The sequence below is a fragment of the Pseudoalteromonas sp. NJ631 genome (assembly GCF_000276645.1).
Lineage (GTDB): Bacteria > Pseudomonadota > Gammaproteobacteria > Enterobacterales > Alteromonadaceae > Pseudoalteromonas > Pseudoalteromonas piscicida.
This window is the reverse complement of record NZ_AKXJ01000006.1, coordinates 225528-242844: the sequence shown is the minus strand read 5'-3', so window position 1 is coordinate 242844 and position 17317 is coordinate 225528. Positions and strand designations below refer to the sequence as shown.

Below are 17317 nucleotides of genomic sequence, written 5' to 3'. Positions count from 1 at the left end.
CACCGATGTTACCTTATTTGTAGGAGTGATTTCACATCGAGATATTTTTCATCAAGATCGCCGCATAAAGCGGCTCCCACAAGGGTGTTATCTTAGTTGTAGGAGCGATTTTACATCGCGATATTTTACATCAAGCTCGCCGCGTAAAGCGGCTCTTACACCGATGTTAGCCTATTTGTGGGAGCGATTTCACATCGCGATCTTTTTTATCAATCTCGCCGCGTAAAGCGGCTCCCACACGGGTGTTAGCTTAGTTGTAGGAGCGATTTTACATCGCGATATTTTACATCAAGCTCGCCGCGTAAAGCGGCTCCTACACCGAGGTTAGCTTATTTGTGGGAGCGATTTCACATCGCGAGCTTTTTGTCTTAATCAATCAGTCTTAATAACTTGTTACGCGGTTGATTTCTGTAAGTGATGTCACCCCAGCGGCGGCTTTTTTCAAGCCAGACTTACGTAAGTTATCAAAACCTAACTGCTCTGCTTTTTCGGCAATTTCAAGAGAATTGCCCCCTTCCATGATCAGGTGTGAAAGCTCTGGCGTGATTTTTACCACTTCATAAATACCCACACGGCCTTTGTAACCATCGGTGCAGTGTTCACAGCCTTTAGGCGCGAAAAGGGTAATCTCTTTAATTTGCTCGGCAGTAAAGCCTTGCCCTAGCAAGGCTTCTTCTGGCAGCGTTTCAGGTGTTTTACACTTAGGACAAAGGCGTCTTGCGAGACGCTGGGCAATAATCAGACTCACCGAGCTTGCTACGTTGTACGCCGGCACGCCCATGTTTAATAGACGGGTGAGTGTTTCTGGCGCAGAGTTGGTGTGCAGCGTACTCAATACTAAGTGACCGGTTTGGGCGGCTTTTATTGATATTTCAGCGGTTTCAAGGTCACGGATCTCACCAACCATCACCACATCCGGATCCTGACGTAAGAATGCTCTCAAGGCATTGGCGAAAGTCATATCCGCTTTGGTATTGATTTGTACTTGGTTAATACCCTCAAGGTTTATTTCGACAGGGTCTTCCGCTGTGCTGATATTGCGCTCTGGCTGATTAAGAATATTCAAGCCAGTGTAAAGTGACACGGTTTTACCAGACCCCGTTGGGCCGGTTACCAAAATCATGCCCTGAGGCTGCTCTAGTGCGTCGAGGTAAAGTTTTTTCTGCTCTGGTTCATAACCTAGCACATCGATGCCGAGCATGGCGCTAGACGAGTCTAAAATACGCATTACGATTTTCTCGCCCCACATAGTAGGCAGCGTACTCACACGAAAGTCGATACTTTTGCGCTCGGAGATCTTTAATTTAATGCGGCCATCTTGCGGTTTACGTTTTTCTGCTATGTCTAAATGCGCCATCACTTTGATACGGGCGGCGAGGCGAGTTGCTAGTGTGTTTGGTGGACTTGCCATCTCATGTAGCAGGCCATCGATACGAAAACGCACGCGATATTTCTTCTCGTAGGGCTCAAAGTGTAGATCCGACGCGCCTTTTTTTATCGCGTCCATTAAGATTTTATTGATATAAACGATAATTGGCGCATCGTCTTTGTCTTCGTTGGTGTTTTGCTGTTTAGGCTCGTCATCAACTTCTAAGTCGGCAAATTCTTTAAATTCTTCTTCAGAAATCGAGAGGCCGCCCGTTGCATCAAACAGCTGATCAATCTTTGCTTCGAGTTTTTTGTAGTCGGCGACTAAGACTTCACACTGTAATCCAGTACTAAACTCAAAGTTCTCAAATGCGCCGAAATCAGTAGGGTCGGAGGCCGCTACATAGAGTTTTCTACCTTTTTGTACCAGCGGTAAAATATGGTGCTTACGGATCAGCTTTTCTTTGACTAGCGCCGGTGGAATTTCACTAACGTTAAAGTGATCAAGATTAAAAAAGGGCACCTTGAATAAGTCTAGGCATTCTTCAGCTAGCTCTTTGGAGCTCATTCCTGAACTTAGGCAAATTAACTCGGCGGTGGTGTTTGCTTCTGACTGACGAGACTTTATTTGCTCAGCAGTGACTCGCCCTAAGGTAATAAATTTACGCAGTAGCGGGGAATGATGTTCCATAGTACCTCTTTGCCTTCACATTGAATGCATATTCAATATTTATCATTAAGTTGGAAAAATGCCAAGTTATCACGTTGAGTGTAGATTAAGTTTTACAGCCAAGTCTAGCCTAATTATTTAGTCTTACTTTCTCTTGCGCCAGTGTAAGAAACGCATTGTGTAATCTATCTGTCTCTCGCAGGCTTTCAAGTAGCGGTCGATCGTTGTCTAATATGTAGTCCGCTTTTGCTTGTTTATCTGAGCGCGGCAACTGCGACTCGATAATACGGTTTACTTGCGCTGCATCGACCGAATCACGGCTGATTGTTCTCGCGATTTGCGTATCAACAGCGACATCAACAAGTAAAGTGGCGTCGCAATAGCACTCTAAACCATTTTCGAACAGCAGAGGCGCCGCTAAAACCACGTAATCGCTTTGCGCTGCGTTTAACTGCGTGAGTATTTCATTACGGATAAGCGGGTGAAGTAGCTCATTAAGCCACTGTTTTTTGTCGGCATCAGCAAAAATAATGGCTCTTAACTTAGCCCTGTCTAAGTTGCCGTCAGGTTGTAAAATGGCACTGCCAAACTCATCAGCAATTGCTTGCAGCCCTGTGCTGCCTAGCGCGACTACTTCTCGTGCAACGATATCGGCGTCAACAACCACTATCCCTTTTTGCTGCAAGTGGTTAGTGATGGCCGTTTTACCTGCACCAATACCGCCCGTCACCCCTAAAATCCAATTATTCGTTTTTAGCATTGTGTTACTTTACATTATTAAGTTTACGTACCACAGCTGCAGCTGCTCGCCGTACATTAAGGTGATCCAGCCTGCAATGGCTAAGTAAGGGCCAAACGGAATAGGCGTGGCTTTATCTCGGCCTTGAACACTTAATTGGATACTACCAATGATTGCGCCGACTAGGCTTGAAAGTAGCACTATAGTTAAGATTGCTTGCCAACCCATCAATGCACCAAAGATGGCTAGCAGTTTAAAGTCGCCATAGCCCATACCTTCTTTACCTGTGAGTAATTTAAAGAGCCAATACACGCTCCATAAACTCAAATAACCTATGGCTGCGCCGATAATGGCATCATTGGGCTCAATGCCAACACCAAAACAACTGGCAACCAGTACTAACCATAAGGTTGGTAGTGTTAATTGATCGGGCAGCAACATTTCGTCGATATCGATAACCGTAAGTGCGACTAATACCCAAGTAATCAAAATATACAGAGTGGCTTCTAAAGTGGCACCAAAATGCCACGCAACCCATGTGGAGAGTAGGGCGGTTGTTAGCTCTACCAAAGGATAGCGTACAGAGATTGACGCGTCGCAGTGGTTGCATTTGCCTTTTAATAATAGCCAGCTGATCAGTGGAATGTTTTGCCACGCTTTAATCGGCGTTTTGCAGCTGGGACATTGAGAATTTGGTTTAATTAAATTAAATACGGGGGCTTCATCGGTTTGTGTTGGTAGCTCATCAGCGAGCAGCACGCGACATTCTGATTGCCAGCTCTGCTTCATCATTTTAGGTAAGCGAAGAATTACCACATTGAGAAAGCTACCGATGCAAAGGCTAACGAGTCCTACAGTGAGTAACCAATACCATAACTGGGTTTGCATCAAGTTGATAATATCTTGCATAAGTTGAGCGCTTGCTTATATTTTTTGTTTAAATTACCGAGGCATGCTCGGTATGGATTTTTTGCAGTTTACCACATAGCACTATTAAGAGGCACAGCACTGCACCCCTTAATAGTGTAATTTTGTGAACAAAATTAAATAACTGAACCTAGTTGGAATATCGGTAAGTACATGGCAATAATAAGGCCACCTATCAGTACGCCGAGTACCACCATAATGAGTGGTTCTAATAGGCTAGAAAGGCCATCTACCGCATCATCGACTTCTTGCTCGTAGATGTTAGCGACCTTTGCCAGCATACCATCTAGAGAACCCGACTCTTCACCAATAGACACCATTTGCACCACCATATCTGGGAAGACTTTGGTGTTATGCATTGCCCAGTGCATTTGGTTACCCGAGTTAACCTCTGCTTTAATCTCTTTAATTGCTTTTTTATAGATAATGTTACCCGATGCTCCTGCGGCAGAGTCGAGTGCATCACCAAGGGGAACACCTGCGGCAAAGGTGGTAGAAAGCGTGCGAGCATAACGCGCCACGGCTGCCTTTTTAAGGATCTCGCCAATCACTGGAATACGTAAAATCATACGATCGTTAAAATGCTTTACCGCAGGACTGCGAATAAGCATTTCTTTATAGGTATAACCAAAAAGGCCAATACCAAGTACAAATACCCACCAATATTCCTGCATAAATTCGGAAAGTGCTATAACCATTAGCGTAAAAGCGGGAAGCTCAGCGCCAAAACCAGCAAAAATATCTTGGAATTGCGGTACAACAAATATCAATAATATTGCGGTAACAATAAGTGCAACAGTTACAACTGCAATCGGATAGAAAAGCGCCTTTTTGATTTTGGACTTTAGCGCTTCAGTCTTTTCTTTATAAAGCGCTATACGGTCAAATATGGTATCAAGTGCACCAGACTGCTCTCCCGAATGGACAAGGTCGCAATAAAGTTCATCAAAATATCTAGGATAAGCTCTTAGGGATTTAGCAAGAGGTTGGCCTGCTTTTACCTCATCACATATATGGCCGACTAACTTTGATAAGCTCTTATTCTTTATCCCGCGAGTCAGCATTTCTAACGTTTGAACAAGCGAAACGCCAGCCATTAGCATAGTGGCTATTTGACGAGTTGTTGTTGCTATATCAACAGGTTTTATTTTCTGAGTGCCAGTAAAGCCAAAAAGGGGTTTAGGTTTGCGCTTAACTTTAGATGGGGTAATGCCTTGCTTTCTGAGCTGGGCTTTAACCAAGGCAATGCTCTGTCCGGTCATTTCACCTTCAAGCTTTTTGCCACGATTATTAACACCGACCCATTGGAATGTTTCGAGCTGGTTGCTGGAATCTTTCAACTATAAGTACCTGTATCTAGCGAGAGCTTAGGCCAGCGTTTGCCGGCCTAAAGTATTAATTACCGCTACATGAAATTGAACGGCCAACAGTTGAGCAACCTGTACCAGTTAAAGCCCAGTTTAAGGTCCCGCTCTGTGTTGTTGGAGTGAATACCAAGGTAAGCTTTTTATCTGCTGTATCAGTTGCTGTAGTAGTTAAAGTGATTACACCATCTTTTACGGTTAAACCATCTACATAGGCGATAGTTTTACCTGCGTCACCTGTTGCAATATCAGCAGGAATTCCTTCTGCTCCTGCTGAACAACCGGTGAGAGAGCCTTTGACCTGTGAACAGAGGGCTACAGAAGTTTTGTACGACGCAATACCTGCCGCAGCACTAGCAACTTTAGTTCGTTGAGTGTAATCCTGATACTGAGGCAAAGCTACTGCAGCTAGAATACCGATAATTGCTACTACAATCATTAGTTCGATTAGGGTAAAACCACCCTGTTGTTTTTGAGTCATGATGTGTCTCCTAAATTTTAAGTGACTTAACCATAATAGGTTTAAGTTAAGCGTTTATTAAAACCTTTGCAATAATTACCAATCCATCGAATCAACAAACTGGTGTGCTCAAATTTACTTAACGGTGACCCAGAGGGTGAAACCAGTAGATGGCTCCAAGTCCCTACAAGCTAGGCCCGTTAAATTTGTGACCGGTCCCTAATCAACTAAGAGTGTAGCACCGATTTAGTTTCAGCGATCACAATTAACATTTACTTTAATAGTAAACACTGATGCCTACAATCAAATTTTAATAATAAATTATTGATTCTCTTGCGATAGCGCAAGCTTTCCTAATATCGGTTCAAAAAACGAACGGAATTAATCGTTACTGAACATTAAGATCTTGTTACACTCTAGTTCTTTTGTCGTATTTAACGGGTTTTAAGTAAGTTTGTCAACGAAATAGAAAACTTTATCTATTACGGAGGATTACGGGAAGGCGTAGAATACTCCGTTTATGGTAGCGATTTTGTTATTGAATCAGGCTACAGAAAGTTGAGCCATTACTGGCAGTGTCGCATTGGTAGCTTGAATGCCACATTAAGTAAGACAGAAAAACAAAAGGGCTCAATCAAGGCCCTTTTGTATGTATAAAGGAGGGGGAGTTGTCAAAAGCTTTACATTATTCAAAGCGCATCGACAGGTCGATGCTTTGTACATGTTTGGTCAGTGCGCCGCTTGAAATAAAATCAACACCGGCTTGTGCGTAAGTCGTCAAAATTTCAATGGTCATATTACCAGAGACTTCCAGCTTAGCTTTACCTTGCGTGATTTCAACCGCTTGTTGAATTTCACTTACGCTGAAGTTGTCCAGCATAATAATATCGCTGCCCGCATCTAAGGCTTGTTGTAATTCGCCTAGGTTTTCTACTTCAACTTCCACCGGTTTGTCTGGGTGGTTATTACGTGCAGTCGCAACGGCTTTGGCGATACTGCCACAGGCGGCAATGTGGTTTTCTTTAATAAGATACGCGTCAAATAGACCGATTCTATGATTTTTACCACCGCCACATTTAACGGCGTATTTTTGTAGCGCTCTTAATCCGGGGATAGTTTTACGTGTATCTAGCAGTTTAGTTTGCGTACCGCTCAGTACTTCAACATACTTTGCTGTTGTGGTTGCCGTGCCCGATAGCGTTTGTACAAAGTTAAGCGCTGTGCGTTCTGCGGTCAGAATCGCTCTTGCTGAGCCGCTTGCGGTAAACAAGCGGGTGTTGGCGGCAACAAAATCGCCGTCGTTCACAAGTACGTTGACGCTAACACTTGGGTCGACCTGCTGAAAAACTTCCTCGATTAACGCCTTGCCAACGAACACACAATCTTCCCTTGTGATCACATAGGCATTTGCTTGCTGCGTTTCTGGGATAAGGGCTGCGGTAATATCACCTTCGCTTGGTGTTTGATAATTAAGGTCTTCGTCTAGCGCCTGCTTTACCAATTGGCTGATAAGGTTTTGGTCGATCATAGGTTGTCTTTTCTTTTTTCTGCAATGGCCGAATTTTACGCGCGTTTGCCTAGGAGTACAATTGATGGAGAAGAATTCACGAAATTTGGCAGGGTGGCTTTGATTTCGCGGGGTAAACCCGCTGCTACGATTATGTGTTGCTTGCTGTGAATTTATGTTGAACCCTTGTGTGTTTTGTAGCAGCGACTTTATGTCGCGAAAGTGTGTTTGAAATGCAAAGCCTTGTTTGTAAAGAATGAGTTGATGGCTAAAACTGAGGTCGCGGGGTAAACCCGCTGCTACGTGTATGCGTTGTTTGCTGTGATTTGATGCTGAACCCTTGCGTGTTTTGTAGCAGCGACTTTATGTCGCGACTGTGTTTGAAGTGCAAAGGCTTGTTTGTAGCGAGTGAGTTGATGGCTAAAGCGGAGATCGCGGGGTAAACCTGCTGCTACGTGTATGTGTTGCTGCTGTGGTTTGCTGTGCGAACTGTTATGTCTTTTATGTCGCGGTACTATCGTCACATTACACATAAACCCATCCCTACCTTTTGTCTTATTTTGTCTTTATAATCGAATGCAAACCAAGGCTTGGAACTAATACTTTGAATTGGCTACCTTTTGCTAAACATAAGCAATCCCCGCATTACGATGAAAGACCACAAGCGTGCGAGATAGATTTACTGGTGATCCATAATATCTCGTTGCCCGCAGGGTGTTTTGGCACGCCGTACGTGGAAGACTTATTTATGGGCATGCTGGACTGCGGCGCACATCCAACTTTTTCTGACTTGGAGGGAGTAAGGGTGTCGGCTCACTGCGTTATACGTCGTGACGGTAGCATCACCCAATACGTTCCCTTTATTGAACGGGCTTGGCATGCAGGAGTGTCGCAGTGGCAAGGTCGAACGCGCTGTAATGACTTTGCAATTGGTATTGAAATGGAGGGCACAGACACCACGCCATATACCGAAGCGCAATATGCGAGTTTAGTAAAAACAACGTGTTGGCTGCAGCAGCACTATCCAAAGCTGACGAATGATCGTATTGTAGGGCACAATGATATTGCTCCAGGACGAAAGACAGATCCAGGGGCAGCATTTGATTGGCAGCATTATTTTACCTTGTTAAATAACCAAGAGAGCTAGGCAAGCATGATCTTAATTTCTATCATCATCGCGCTTATTATTGAACGACTTGGCGCGCGGGCGAACTACTGGCAAGTCGACCATTACCTGCAAAGTTACTACTCGAAAACCAAATCTTGGACTCAGCCAAATGCCATGTTGGGTTCGCATTTCGGTGTGATGCTTTGGTTAGTTATTCCTGCATTGGTTGTTGCTTTTATTTACAGCCTAAGTGACTTTGTGTTTTGGCAGTTTGCAATCAATATCTGTGTGCTCTTAGTCTGTTTTGGCTGTGCAAAATATCGCAAGCTTTATAAAGGCTATTTGAATGCGCTGACCAGAGGTGATAACGAAGCGGCTACGCTTTATGCGTTGCAAATGGGGCAAGACAAATTAGAAGATGAGCCGGGTGGCGAGACGTTTGGTCAGACGCTTTCGTGGATCAACTTTCAACATTACTGCGGAGTTATTTTTTGGTTTGTGGCGTTGGGCGCGCCGGGCGCTGTGCTATATGCGATGGTAAGACAAATTGTGCATTGGCATCATGAGCAAGAAAATCCGCCGTTACAGCATGTGTTTGAGCAGTTTTGTCGGTTATTTTATTGGCTAAATTGGCTTCCTGCTCGGATCGCAAGCTTTGGTTTTTTGATCATAGGTAACTTCAGTAAAGGTACATCAAGTTGGTTGAAGTATGTGCTAGATTTTAAAACTACTAATCGTCAAATCGTCACAAGCACAGCGCTTGCAGCTGAGCAAATTGAGCAGCAGTTTTTAGGTTGTACTTTTGAAGCAAGCTGTATGATGCGCCTTGTGAAGCGTAATATTTTGTTTTATCTCGTGATTATTGCAGTATTAACCCTATTTGGTTGGGTGGAGTAGCCCTTGCTGCAAACTACACACACCCCTATAACAATGCTCCATATACTGTAAGGGCATATGGAGCAGTTGAAATCAGTGTTTAAAATTGGCCTCTAACCAGCGCTTTTTCTGCTCTTCCATTTTAGTAACAAGCGGCGCATCAAAGCCCATGTTTCGAACTACATAATCAGTAACGTCTATCAAATCACATACCCCAGTCACTGACCAAAGCGCTTCTTCTAGGTCTTTTGCTTTGTGGATTGCATAGTGGCTTACATAGCGCAGCTCATTCGCAAGATAATCCATATCTGGGCGGCCAGTTTTTGATACATAGAGCTGATAGACAAAGAGTAGGTCATTGCGTAGCGCTTTTTTAGCGTACAAATACAGGCTATCAATAGACTCATCATGAGCGATAACTTGCGCACCAACCGCCTCATGTTGATTGGTTTGGTTTGGATTGAACTTAATAAACACCAAGTATTTAAGTGGTTTATCTTGTCGCGATTTCGTCTTTAGAATTTCTGTTAGCTTTTCTTCGACGAAGCGCTCGGGGAAAATCGCCTTGGCGTCCAAAGTGTTATCGTCATTATCACTAAACGAATGCAGTAAGTGGTGAAGGGATGTCGGGTAAAGCCCTTGTCCAATTGCTCCTACCGCATTATGTGAAGTTTCTTTGTGTAAATAAAGTGGAAACTGGCAAACGGATTTAGTCACCATGTTACGCAGTGCAAGTGATAGCCCCGGTACCTTTGGCGCTTCATCACAAGCAACCAGCTTGTCTTTATTGCTCTCAATAAGGGCTTTAAAGAACCCCATGGCAGAATGGTCGAGTTGACCTATTTTCTGCACTTTCAAGTTAATGATAGTTTTAGTTTTATTGACCATCATTACTTCATAGCGCAAATTCGTTAAGTTGTGCTGTTTTGTCAGTTTTTGCAAATCGACTAAGTCTAAGTGTATCGAGTCACCTTTATTCAGCGGCATTTCTTGGCCGCACTCTATTTGCAAACCCATGACAGAAAAATCACGGGTCACACAGTTGAACGTGCCTTGGCCATCAATATGAACGACGACATTGGTTTTATACAGGTAGCGCCTGTGTGCACGCAAGTTAACGTATTCTAACGCAACCACCTCAAGTGGAGGAGGAGTGGCTGACTTGCCGTGACCGAACTTCTTTAACTGATTAACTAAACTTTGTTCGTAACTCAGACGTTGGAATCGCTCAGTGATAGACGGGTTTCCAATATCTGTTAGCAACATGAGATATTTTACGTCTTGGATAAAGCCTTGCACCCTTGGCGTGGGGCGTTTATTTAGCTTTTCGACATTTTTACCTGCACTTGCAGGAAGCGAAAGTGGGATAAAGGCGTCTTCATGGTGACTTGGCATGAGTTGTACTTTAAACGTGCGCCAGCTGTCTTTTTGGCTGCCAAAGGCAAAGAACAGATCGTTTAGTTGCTGCATTTCTTCTAGCTCAAAGTCAAAGGCTGAGTAAAAGTACATTTTGCCTTGACTTGAGTGAGTAAACACATGGCATACCGCTTCTTTTACCGCGCCAGAAAGCGCGAGCAGTCGCTGCATTCGTTTTTGGTTGAAGACGGAATAAAGGCCAGATTGTTTTCTTTCGTCCTCAAAGTAGTAATTGATATGGGCGTTATTTTCGTTGGTAAGCACCATGCTTGGATAAAGCTGTTTTTGTTTCTCACTGATGAAAACAAACAAAGAGCAGACCCGTGGTAGATAGTATTGCTCATAGCCCTTACAAACAACGGCGTCCAGAGTGTTGTCGAGATTTATTTTATAACGGCGCTTATTACCGTGAATAAAGCTATTTAAAAAGTCATCAAACCCTTGGTTTTTCTCGATAAAGGTACGTTTTAAGCGAACTTGGTTGTATTCAATCGTGCCGGGTTCTACGGCGACGACTTCATACTGAATACCTTCTTTCAAGCCAAGCTCAAAGTCTTGCTCGAGACCCACTAAGCGGATCGAAATAATTTGTCCGGGATCTACCTGTTGATTGGTCGGTAATTTTATTTTAGCGCCACTGAGGGAAATATCGGAGGTAGTAGCGGAAACCTTAGGGCGATTTTTTGCCAGTTCCACTGTGATCTTAATGGAGTAATTCATGCGCTCTTCGGAGCGGCTTTCGTACGACGCGAAACGGACTAGTTTAGTGTAGTTATGATTGACCGCGTCTTTTTCTACTTCTTCTTCCCGTGCTTTGGCCTGCTTTTGCATGACCTTATAATTATTGTCGGTACTCATTACGGATTCGTAAACTGCAAGGGTATAACCCCCATGTTTAGCGACTTCCCGCTCGAATACTTCGATTGCTAAGTCATCCATAAAGTGCTGTTTGCCTTCATATTCATAAGGCTTAACTTGACCTGCGACTTGTCCTCTGAGGTCAATAAATCGTGCCACGGGCTGAGATAGCCGCGACATTTCCATTTTTAATAGAAATTGGTCCGGCTTGGATAGGTCCGCAGTACGTTGCTTAAATATGCGATCAAAAGCCGGATCGCCAAGATCCAGCTTTAAATCTTCAATTAAGCTTTGATATTTTTGTAATCTATCTTCAGGCATAAACAGTTTTACACGCGCTCATTTTATGTGACCAGTTGGGTCACCGCCAATATTATGTCAACATTGGCGCTTTATTAGTTTATTCTTAACCTATTATTGTGTTTAAGCAAGATATATACCTGTAATTTATGGCAAAAAAGAAAACAGCATTTGTATGTAGCGATTGTGGTGCCGAATTCGCGCGTTGGCAAGGCCAATGCTCGGAGTGTAAGGCATGGAATACCGTAACGGAGTTTCGCGTTCCGTCAGCAAAATCGGTCCCTCAAGGCGGTTCAACGTCAGGCTATGCCGGTCTTGTTGAAGCTAAAGTACAAACCTTAGATGAAGTTAACCTAGAGCAGTTACCGCGATTTTCAACTGGCTTTAAAGAGTTTGACCGTGTCCTTGGTGGTGGAGTTGTACCGGGAAGTGCAATATTAATCGGTGGTAGCCCCGGCGCTGGTAAGAGTACGGTGCTGCTGCAAACCATGTGTCGCCTTGCCGAAACCATGAACACTTTGTATGTCACCGGTGAAGAGTCGCTGCAACAAGTTGCCATGCGTGCGACACGATTGGGGCTGCCTACAAATAAGCTTAAAACACTCGCAGAAACCAATGTTGAGACGATTTGCCAGCTCGCGCTTCGTGAAAAGCCAAGTATTATGGTTATCGACTCAATTCAAGTAATGCATATGAGTGATATCCAATCGGCTCCCGGGTCGGTTTCTCAAGTACGTGAAAGCGCGGCCTATTTGACGCGTTTTGCCAAAACCAATCAGGTCGCCATTATCATGGTGGGACACGTAACTAAAGATGGCACACTTGCCGGCCCTAAGGTGCTGGAGCATTGTATTGACTGCTCTATTTTACTGGAAGGCAGTGCCGACAGCCGCTTTAGAACATTGCGTGGCAATAAAAACCGTTTTGGTGCCGTAAACGAGTTAGGTGTGTTTGCTATGACAAGCCAAGGTCTAAAGGAAGTAAACAATCCTTCGGCCATTTTCTTAAATCGTGGTGAAGCGCAAACACCAGGCTCATTAGTTATGGTTATTTGGGAAGGCACGCGGCCACTCCTTGTGGAAGTTCAAGCGCTAGTCGACTATTCACAGCTCGCCAACCCGCGTCGCGTCACTGTTGGTTTGGAACAAAATCGCTTAGCCATGCTACTTGCGGTACTGCATCGTCACGGTGGTTTGCAGGTGTCGGATCAAGATGTGTTTGTAAACGTAGTAGGCGGTGTCAAAGTGACCGAAACCAGTGCTGATTTAGCCTTGATAGCCGCACTGGTTTCAAGCTTTAAAAACCAAACCTTAGACAGGCAGCTGGTGGTATTTGGTGAGGTGGGGTTAGGAGGTGAGATCCGCCCTGTGCCAAGTGGGCAAGAGCGGTTGCGTGAGGCATCTAAGCATGGATTTACAAGAGCAATTGTACCAAAAGCAAATAAACCAAAAGAAAATATTGAAGGGATGGAAATTGTTGCCGTCTCCAGCCTTAGCGAAGCGCTTGAGGCACTTTTTTAAATAATGGAGTGAAATATGAATAAGTCCACATTAGCAGTTGCCGTTGTGGTGTTAGCAGGCGCAGGGTATGTTGGCGCAAACTATTATGTCAATGAGCAAGTGAAACAAGAGATCACCAAGCAAATCTCAAGTTTTGAACAGCAAAGTGGCCTTACGGTGAGTTTTGCAAATAGCTCAGTTGATTTATTTTCTCGCGGTGTAGAAATTGCCGATTTAACGATCTCACAGCCCGATGAAAAAATAACATTATTTACCATCGATAAGCTCAATATTGTCGGTTACGAGCAAGACAAAATCAGTCCTTATACCGAACTTGACCTGGTTGGTTTAAAATTAGCAAAAGAAGCAGCGGAGTTTACCCAAGGGATGTCGCCGGAGCTGGTCAATGCAACTTATCATTTAAAAACAAGTCTTGCCTATGACGATGCATCTGGCGCCAGCGAGGTGAAATTCGCAACGTCGGCAGAAGGTATTGTAAAAACCTCTTTTAATGCTGCGTTTGGAAATAGTAAGGCCTTTATGGATGCTTCATTAGCGGCGTCAAAAATTCAAGGTGATACACCAAATCTTGAGCAAGAGCTTCAAGTACAGTCGCAAATGATGACAGCAATGCAATCGCTCGAATTAAAATCGCTGGCTGTTAATATTGACAATGCAGGCACCTTGCCTCAATTCATAGAAGCAGAACTTGCACAGCAAGGAATGACCAAAGATGACTTTGAAGCGGTGACAGCACAACAGTTAATGTATTCACCGATGCCGCAAGAATTAAAAGATGCAATCACGGGTTTTGTATCTGGAATGGAGTCGTTGTCAATTTCTGTGACCGTACCACAAAGTCAAAGTATGATGGCGCTTGGGCAACAGCTATCTTTGGCTATGGCGCAAAATCCAGAAACGCTGTCTGAACTTATCGAAATCAAGGCAAGCGGTAAATAAAGCCAATCCAGCTAGTTTAATGGGATTGTGGACTTGCTCTGCAATCCCTTCACCTCTCATAAACCCATTCATTCGTCATATTAGTTTTACCAAATTGGTGAAATCTAAAGCAGCCTTGAGGTTGATCATACAATTCGTTGGAGTTGCAAAGGCTGCGGTGGTAGCATTGGAGTATCAATTGCTTGGGAATGTATTTATGAGCGAATTCAAAGACTACCAGCAAGCTCAATTGCTATTAGAAAAACACGAACTGTTTATTGCCCCTGCCGAAGTTCACGGCACCATTTCTGGGCTATTGGCCTGTGGTCTGAATATCGAAGATTCAGAGTATTTAGGACTATTGAGCGACGTATTTAACGACGGTCAAAAGTTTTCGGCGCCAATTAGAGAATTTTGCATCGACTTATATAAGCAAGTTGCCGAGCACTTTAACGACGGTGAGTTCCAGTTTGAACTATATTTACCGCCAGAAGATGAGTCATTACATGACCAAGCTAACGCACTGATTGCTTGGGTATCAGGCTTTTTACTAGGCTTTGGTTTAAAGCAAAAAGATTACGGTAAGTTATCTGCAGATGTTAAAGAAGTGATTAACGACTTTAGCGAAATAACTAAGCTTGATACTGGTTTTGAAGACAGCAACGACGATAAAGAAGCACTGCTCGAAGTGGTAGAATATGTGCGTGTTTCTACACTGTTATGCTTTGCCGAAATGGGTAAAGAGCCCCAGTCCGTTAGCACATCAAAGACGATACATTAATTATGATAAAAAACAGCGAGTTTGTAGCACGCCGTGCGCGTCTTATTGCGGCATTAGATAACAACGCCGTAGCGATTATTCCTGCGGCCGTCGAGTTAACCCGTAGCCGCGATACTGAATTTCCGTTTCGCCAAGATAGCGACTTTTTTTACCTGACGGGATTTAAGGAGCCGGATGCGGTTTTGGTGCTCACGAAAGACAGAGACGGCAGCGCGAAGTCTACGCTGTTTTGTCGTAATAAAGATAAGGTTGCTGAGATTTGGCATGGTCGCCGTATGGGCTATGAGCAAGCTAAATCGCAACTTGAACTTGACCAAACCTTTGCGCTGAGTGACTTAGACGACGAGCTATTAAATCTCGTGAATGGTCGCAAGGTATTATTCTACGGACAAGGCACATATAGCGCCTTTGATGATAAGGTTTGGCAGTTACTAAGTACATTGCGTGGCGCACCGAAAAAGGGCTATCGCGCCCCTGAGATCATCAAAGATATTCGCCCACTCGTCCATGAAATGCGCTTATTTAAGTCGGATGCTGAAATTGCCATCATGCGTGAAGCGGGCAGAATTAGTGCTGAGGCGCACAAACGCGCCATGCAGTTTGCGAAGCCGGGCGCAACGGAATACCAGCTTGAAGCCGAAATTCATCATCATTACGCAATGAACGGTGCGCGCCACCCAGCCTATGGCACTATTGTTGGCAGCGGCATCAATGCGACGATTTTACACTATACCGACAACTGTGATGCGCTACAGGACGGCGACTTAGTACTGATTGATTCGGGTTGTGAACTTGAAGGCTATGCGGCTGATATAACTCGTACTTTCCCAGTAAACGGCCAGTTTACTGATGCGCAGCGTAAGATTTATGAGTTGGTATTGGCGGCGCAAAATGCGGCCTTTGGTGAAGTAAAACCGGGTGGTACATTAGTCAAAGCCAATCAAGTGGCGATGACCGTATTGACTCAAGGGCTAGTAGATTTAGGCATTCTTGCGGGCGACGTGAATGAGCTCGTAGAAGCGCAGGCATGCAAAGCATTTTACATGCATGGTTTAGGTCATTGGCTGGGCCTTGATGTTCACGATGTCGGTGAATACAAGTTAGATGAAGCGGATCGTCCGTTTGAAGCTGGCATGGTACTTACCATTGAGCCAGGCCTGTATTTTGACGAAGATGCGCAAGTTCCTGATGAGTATAAAGGAATTGGCATTCGTATCGAAGATGATTTGTTGGTCACCGAGTCAGGTTATGAAAACTTAACCGCACTGGTGCCAAAAACCATCGCAGAAATAGAAGCATTAATGAATAACTAGTGGACACTTTGCGTGCAACAGTTTGATGTCGTCGTGGTTGGTGGTGGTATGGCAGGAGCCAGTGCCGCCATCGCCATAAAAAAAGTCTCTCCGCAGGCAAAGATTGCGGTTATTGAAGCCTTTGCGCCAAAAGGTAAACAGCATCCAAGTTTTGACGACCGTAGTATTGCGCTTGCTGCGCAGTCGGTCGCATTTTTGGGCGAGCTAAATCTATTTAATCCCGAGTGGCAGTACGTTGAGCCAATTACACAAGTGAATGTTTCTGACAGAGGTCACTTTGGTAAAGCGTGGATCAAACCTGAAGACTACAACCAAAAAGCGTTGGGCTATGTGGTTGAAGTCAATCCCTATGGCAGCTTTTTACACGAGCAGCTGAGCAATCTTGATATTGCACTGTTTTGCCCAAACCAAGTGGCGCATATACATCAACAACCAGAGCAGGTTGAACTGACGCTCGATAATGGCGAGCAATTACAAAGTCGATTACTGGTTGTTGCGGATGGCGCGCAATCTCCCACGCGGGCTAAGCTCAATATTGGCTTTGATAGCATAGGCTACGAGCAAGGTGCATTGATTGCCAATGTGCAAATCGACACGACACATCGTGGTCAGGCATTTGAGCGTTTTACCGAACATGGCCCGATGGCACTGTTGCCAATGAGTGATAATCGCTATTCACTGGTGTGGTGTATGCCAAATGAGCAACTCAGCGAGTTTGAAGCGATGACAGCACACGAGTTTTTAGCTGCATTGCAGCAAGCCTTTGGTTATCGCGCCGGGCGCTTTGTGCAAGTGGGCATGAGAGCAAGCTATCCGCTGGTGCTTGGGCGAGTAGAGCAACTCACTCATCATCGCGTGGTGGTGATTGGCAATGCGGCGCATGCCATTCATCCCATTGCAGGGCAGGGCTTTAATTTAGGTCTACGAGATATTCAAGTACTAACCTCACAATGTCAGGCGATTGCGCCCGAAGAGTGGGGAAGCTTTCATTTTACGCGTGCTTATCAACTGGCGCGAGCGCATGATATTAATACGGTGATGACATTAACCGATGCGCTCGTTCGACTATTTTCAAACTCATCAAGAGTCTTAGCCTTAGGCCGTAGTTTAGGTCTACTCACTATGGCGCTGTCCAAAACAGCAAGAGCGCCGCTGGCCAAGCAATTGATGGGATATAAAGGATAAAGGAGTT

Annotated in this window: 14 protein-coding genes; 7 read left to right on the top strand and 7 right to left on the bottom strand. The window is 44.5% G+C overall.

The window, feature by feature from the left end; all coding sequences use genetic code 11:
• Positions 1 to 382: 382 nt before the first annotated feature.
• The 6 genes from pilB to nadC form a co-directional block, all read right to left on the bottom strand.
• Positions 383 to 2059: a type IV-A pilus assembly ATPase PilB gene (gene pilB / locus A587_RS0112790; RefSeq protein WP_017217931.1), complete on the bottom strand. Its 1677-nt coding sequence runs from the start codon at positions 2057 to 2059 to the stop codon at positions 383 to 385.
• 109 nt (positions 2060 to 2168) lie between these two features.
• The gene (coaE, locus tag A587_RS0112785) at positions 2169 to 2798 is read right to left on the bottom strand and encodes a dephospho-CoA kinase (protein WP_017217930.1); all 630 of its coding nucleotides are present in this window, start codon (positions 2796 to 2798) and stop codon (positions 2169 to 2171) included.
• Between the two features lie 9 nt (positions 2799 to 2807).
• The gene (locus tag A587_RS0112780; RefSeq protein ID WP_017217929.1) at positions 2808 to 3686 is read right to left on the bottom strand and encodes a prepilin peptidase; all 879 of its coding nucleotides are present in this window, start codon (positions 3684 to 3686) and stop codon (positions 2808 to 2810) included.
• Positions 3687 to 3820: 134 nt separating this feature from the next.
• Complete coding sequence (locus A587_RS0112775) at positions 3821 to 5044, bottom strand: type II secretion system F family protein (protein WP_017217928.1); 1224 nt, start codon at positions 5042 to 5044, stop codon at positions 3821 to 3823.
• 55 nt (positions 5045 to 5099) lie between these two features.
• The gene (locus A587_RS25370; protein WP_017217927.1) at positions 5100 to 5549 is read right to left on the bottom strand and encodes a pilin; all 450 of its coding nucleotides are present in this window, start codon (positions 5547 to 5549) and stop codon (positions 5100 to 5102) included.
• Positions 5550 to 6213: 664 nt separating this feature from the next.
• Positions 6214 to 7056, bottom strand: a complete 843-nt coding sequence (nadC, locus tag A587_RS0112765; protein WP_017217926.1) for a carboxylating nicotinate-nucleotide diphosphorylase — start codon at positions 7054 to 7056, stop codon at positions 6214 to 6216.
• A 583-nt stretch (positions 7057 to 7639) separates the two neighbouring features.
• Between nadC and ampD the strand changes: the two genes are divergently transcribed.
• Complete coding sequence (gene ampD, locus A587_RS0112755) at positions 7640 to 8182, top strand: 1,6-anhydro-N-acetylmuramyl-L-alanine amidase AmpD (protein ID WP_017217924.1); 543 nt, start codon at positions 7640 to 7642, stop codon at positions 8180 to 8182.
• A gap of 6 nt (positions 8183 to 8188) precedes the next feature.
• Positions 8189 to 9040: a beta-lactamase regulator AmpE gene (ampE, locus tag A587_RS0112750; protein ID WP_017217923.1), complete on the top strand. Its 852-nt coding sequence runs from the start codon at positions 8189 to 8191 to the stop codon at positions 9038 to 9040.
• A gap of 72 nt (positions 9041 to 9112) precedes the next feature.
• Here the strand turns inward: ampE and A587_RS0112745 are convergent, their stop codons facing one another.
• Positions 9113 to 11614, bottom strand: a complete 2502-nt coding sequence (locus A587_RS0112745; RefSeq protein WP_017217922.1) for a PilZ domain-containing protein — start codon at positions 11612 to 11614, stop codon at positions 9113 to 9115.
• A 128-nt stretch (positions 11615 to 11742) separates the two neighbouring features.
• On the opposite strand from A587_RS0112745, the gene radA reads away from it, so the two are divergent.
• The 5 genes from radA to ubiH all read left to right on the top strand — a co-directional run bounded on the left by radA (position 11743) and on the right by ubiH (position 17310).
• The gene (radA, locus tag A587_RS0112740) at positions 11743 to 13113 is read left to right on the top strand and encodes a DNA repair protein RadA (RefSeq protein WP_010370516.1); all 1371 of its coding nucleotides are present in this window, start codon (positions 11743 to 11745) and stop codon (positions 13111 to 13113) included.
• Positions 13114 to 13128: 15 nt separating this feature from the next.
• A complete protein-coding gene (locus A587_RS0112735) occupies positions 13129 to 14052 on the top strand; it encodes a DUF945 family protein (RefSeq protein ID WP_017217921.1) in 924 nt (307 codons plus the stop codon).
• A gap of 196 nt (positions 14053 to 14248) precedes the next feature.
• Complete coding sequence (locus A587_RS0112730; RefSeq protein WP_026000986.1) at positions 14249 to 14812, top strand: UPF0149 family protein; 564 nt, start codon at positions 14249 to 14251, stop codon at positions 14810 to 14812.
• A gap of 2 nt (positions 14813 to 14814) precedes the next feature.
• Positions 14815 to 16125: a Xaa-Pro aminopeptidase gene (gene pepP / locus A587_RS0112725; protein WP_017217919.1), complete on the top strand. Its 1311-nt coding sequence runs from the start codon at positions 14815 to 14817 to the stop codon at positions 16123 to 16125.
• 12 nt (positions 16126 to 16137) lie between these two features.
• Positions 16138 to 17310: a 2-octaprenyl-6-methoxyphenyl hydroxylase gene (gene ubiH / locus A587_RS0112720; protein ID WP_017217918.1), complete on the top strand. Its 1173-nt coding sequence runs from the start codon at positions 16138 to 16140 to the stop codon at positions 17308 to 17310.
• The last annotated feature ends 7 nt before the right edge of the window (positions 17311 to 17317 follow it).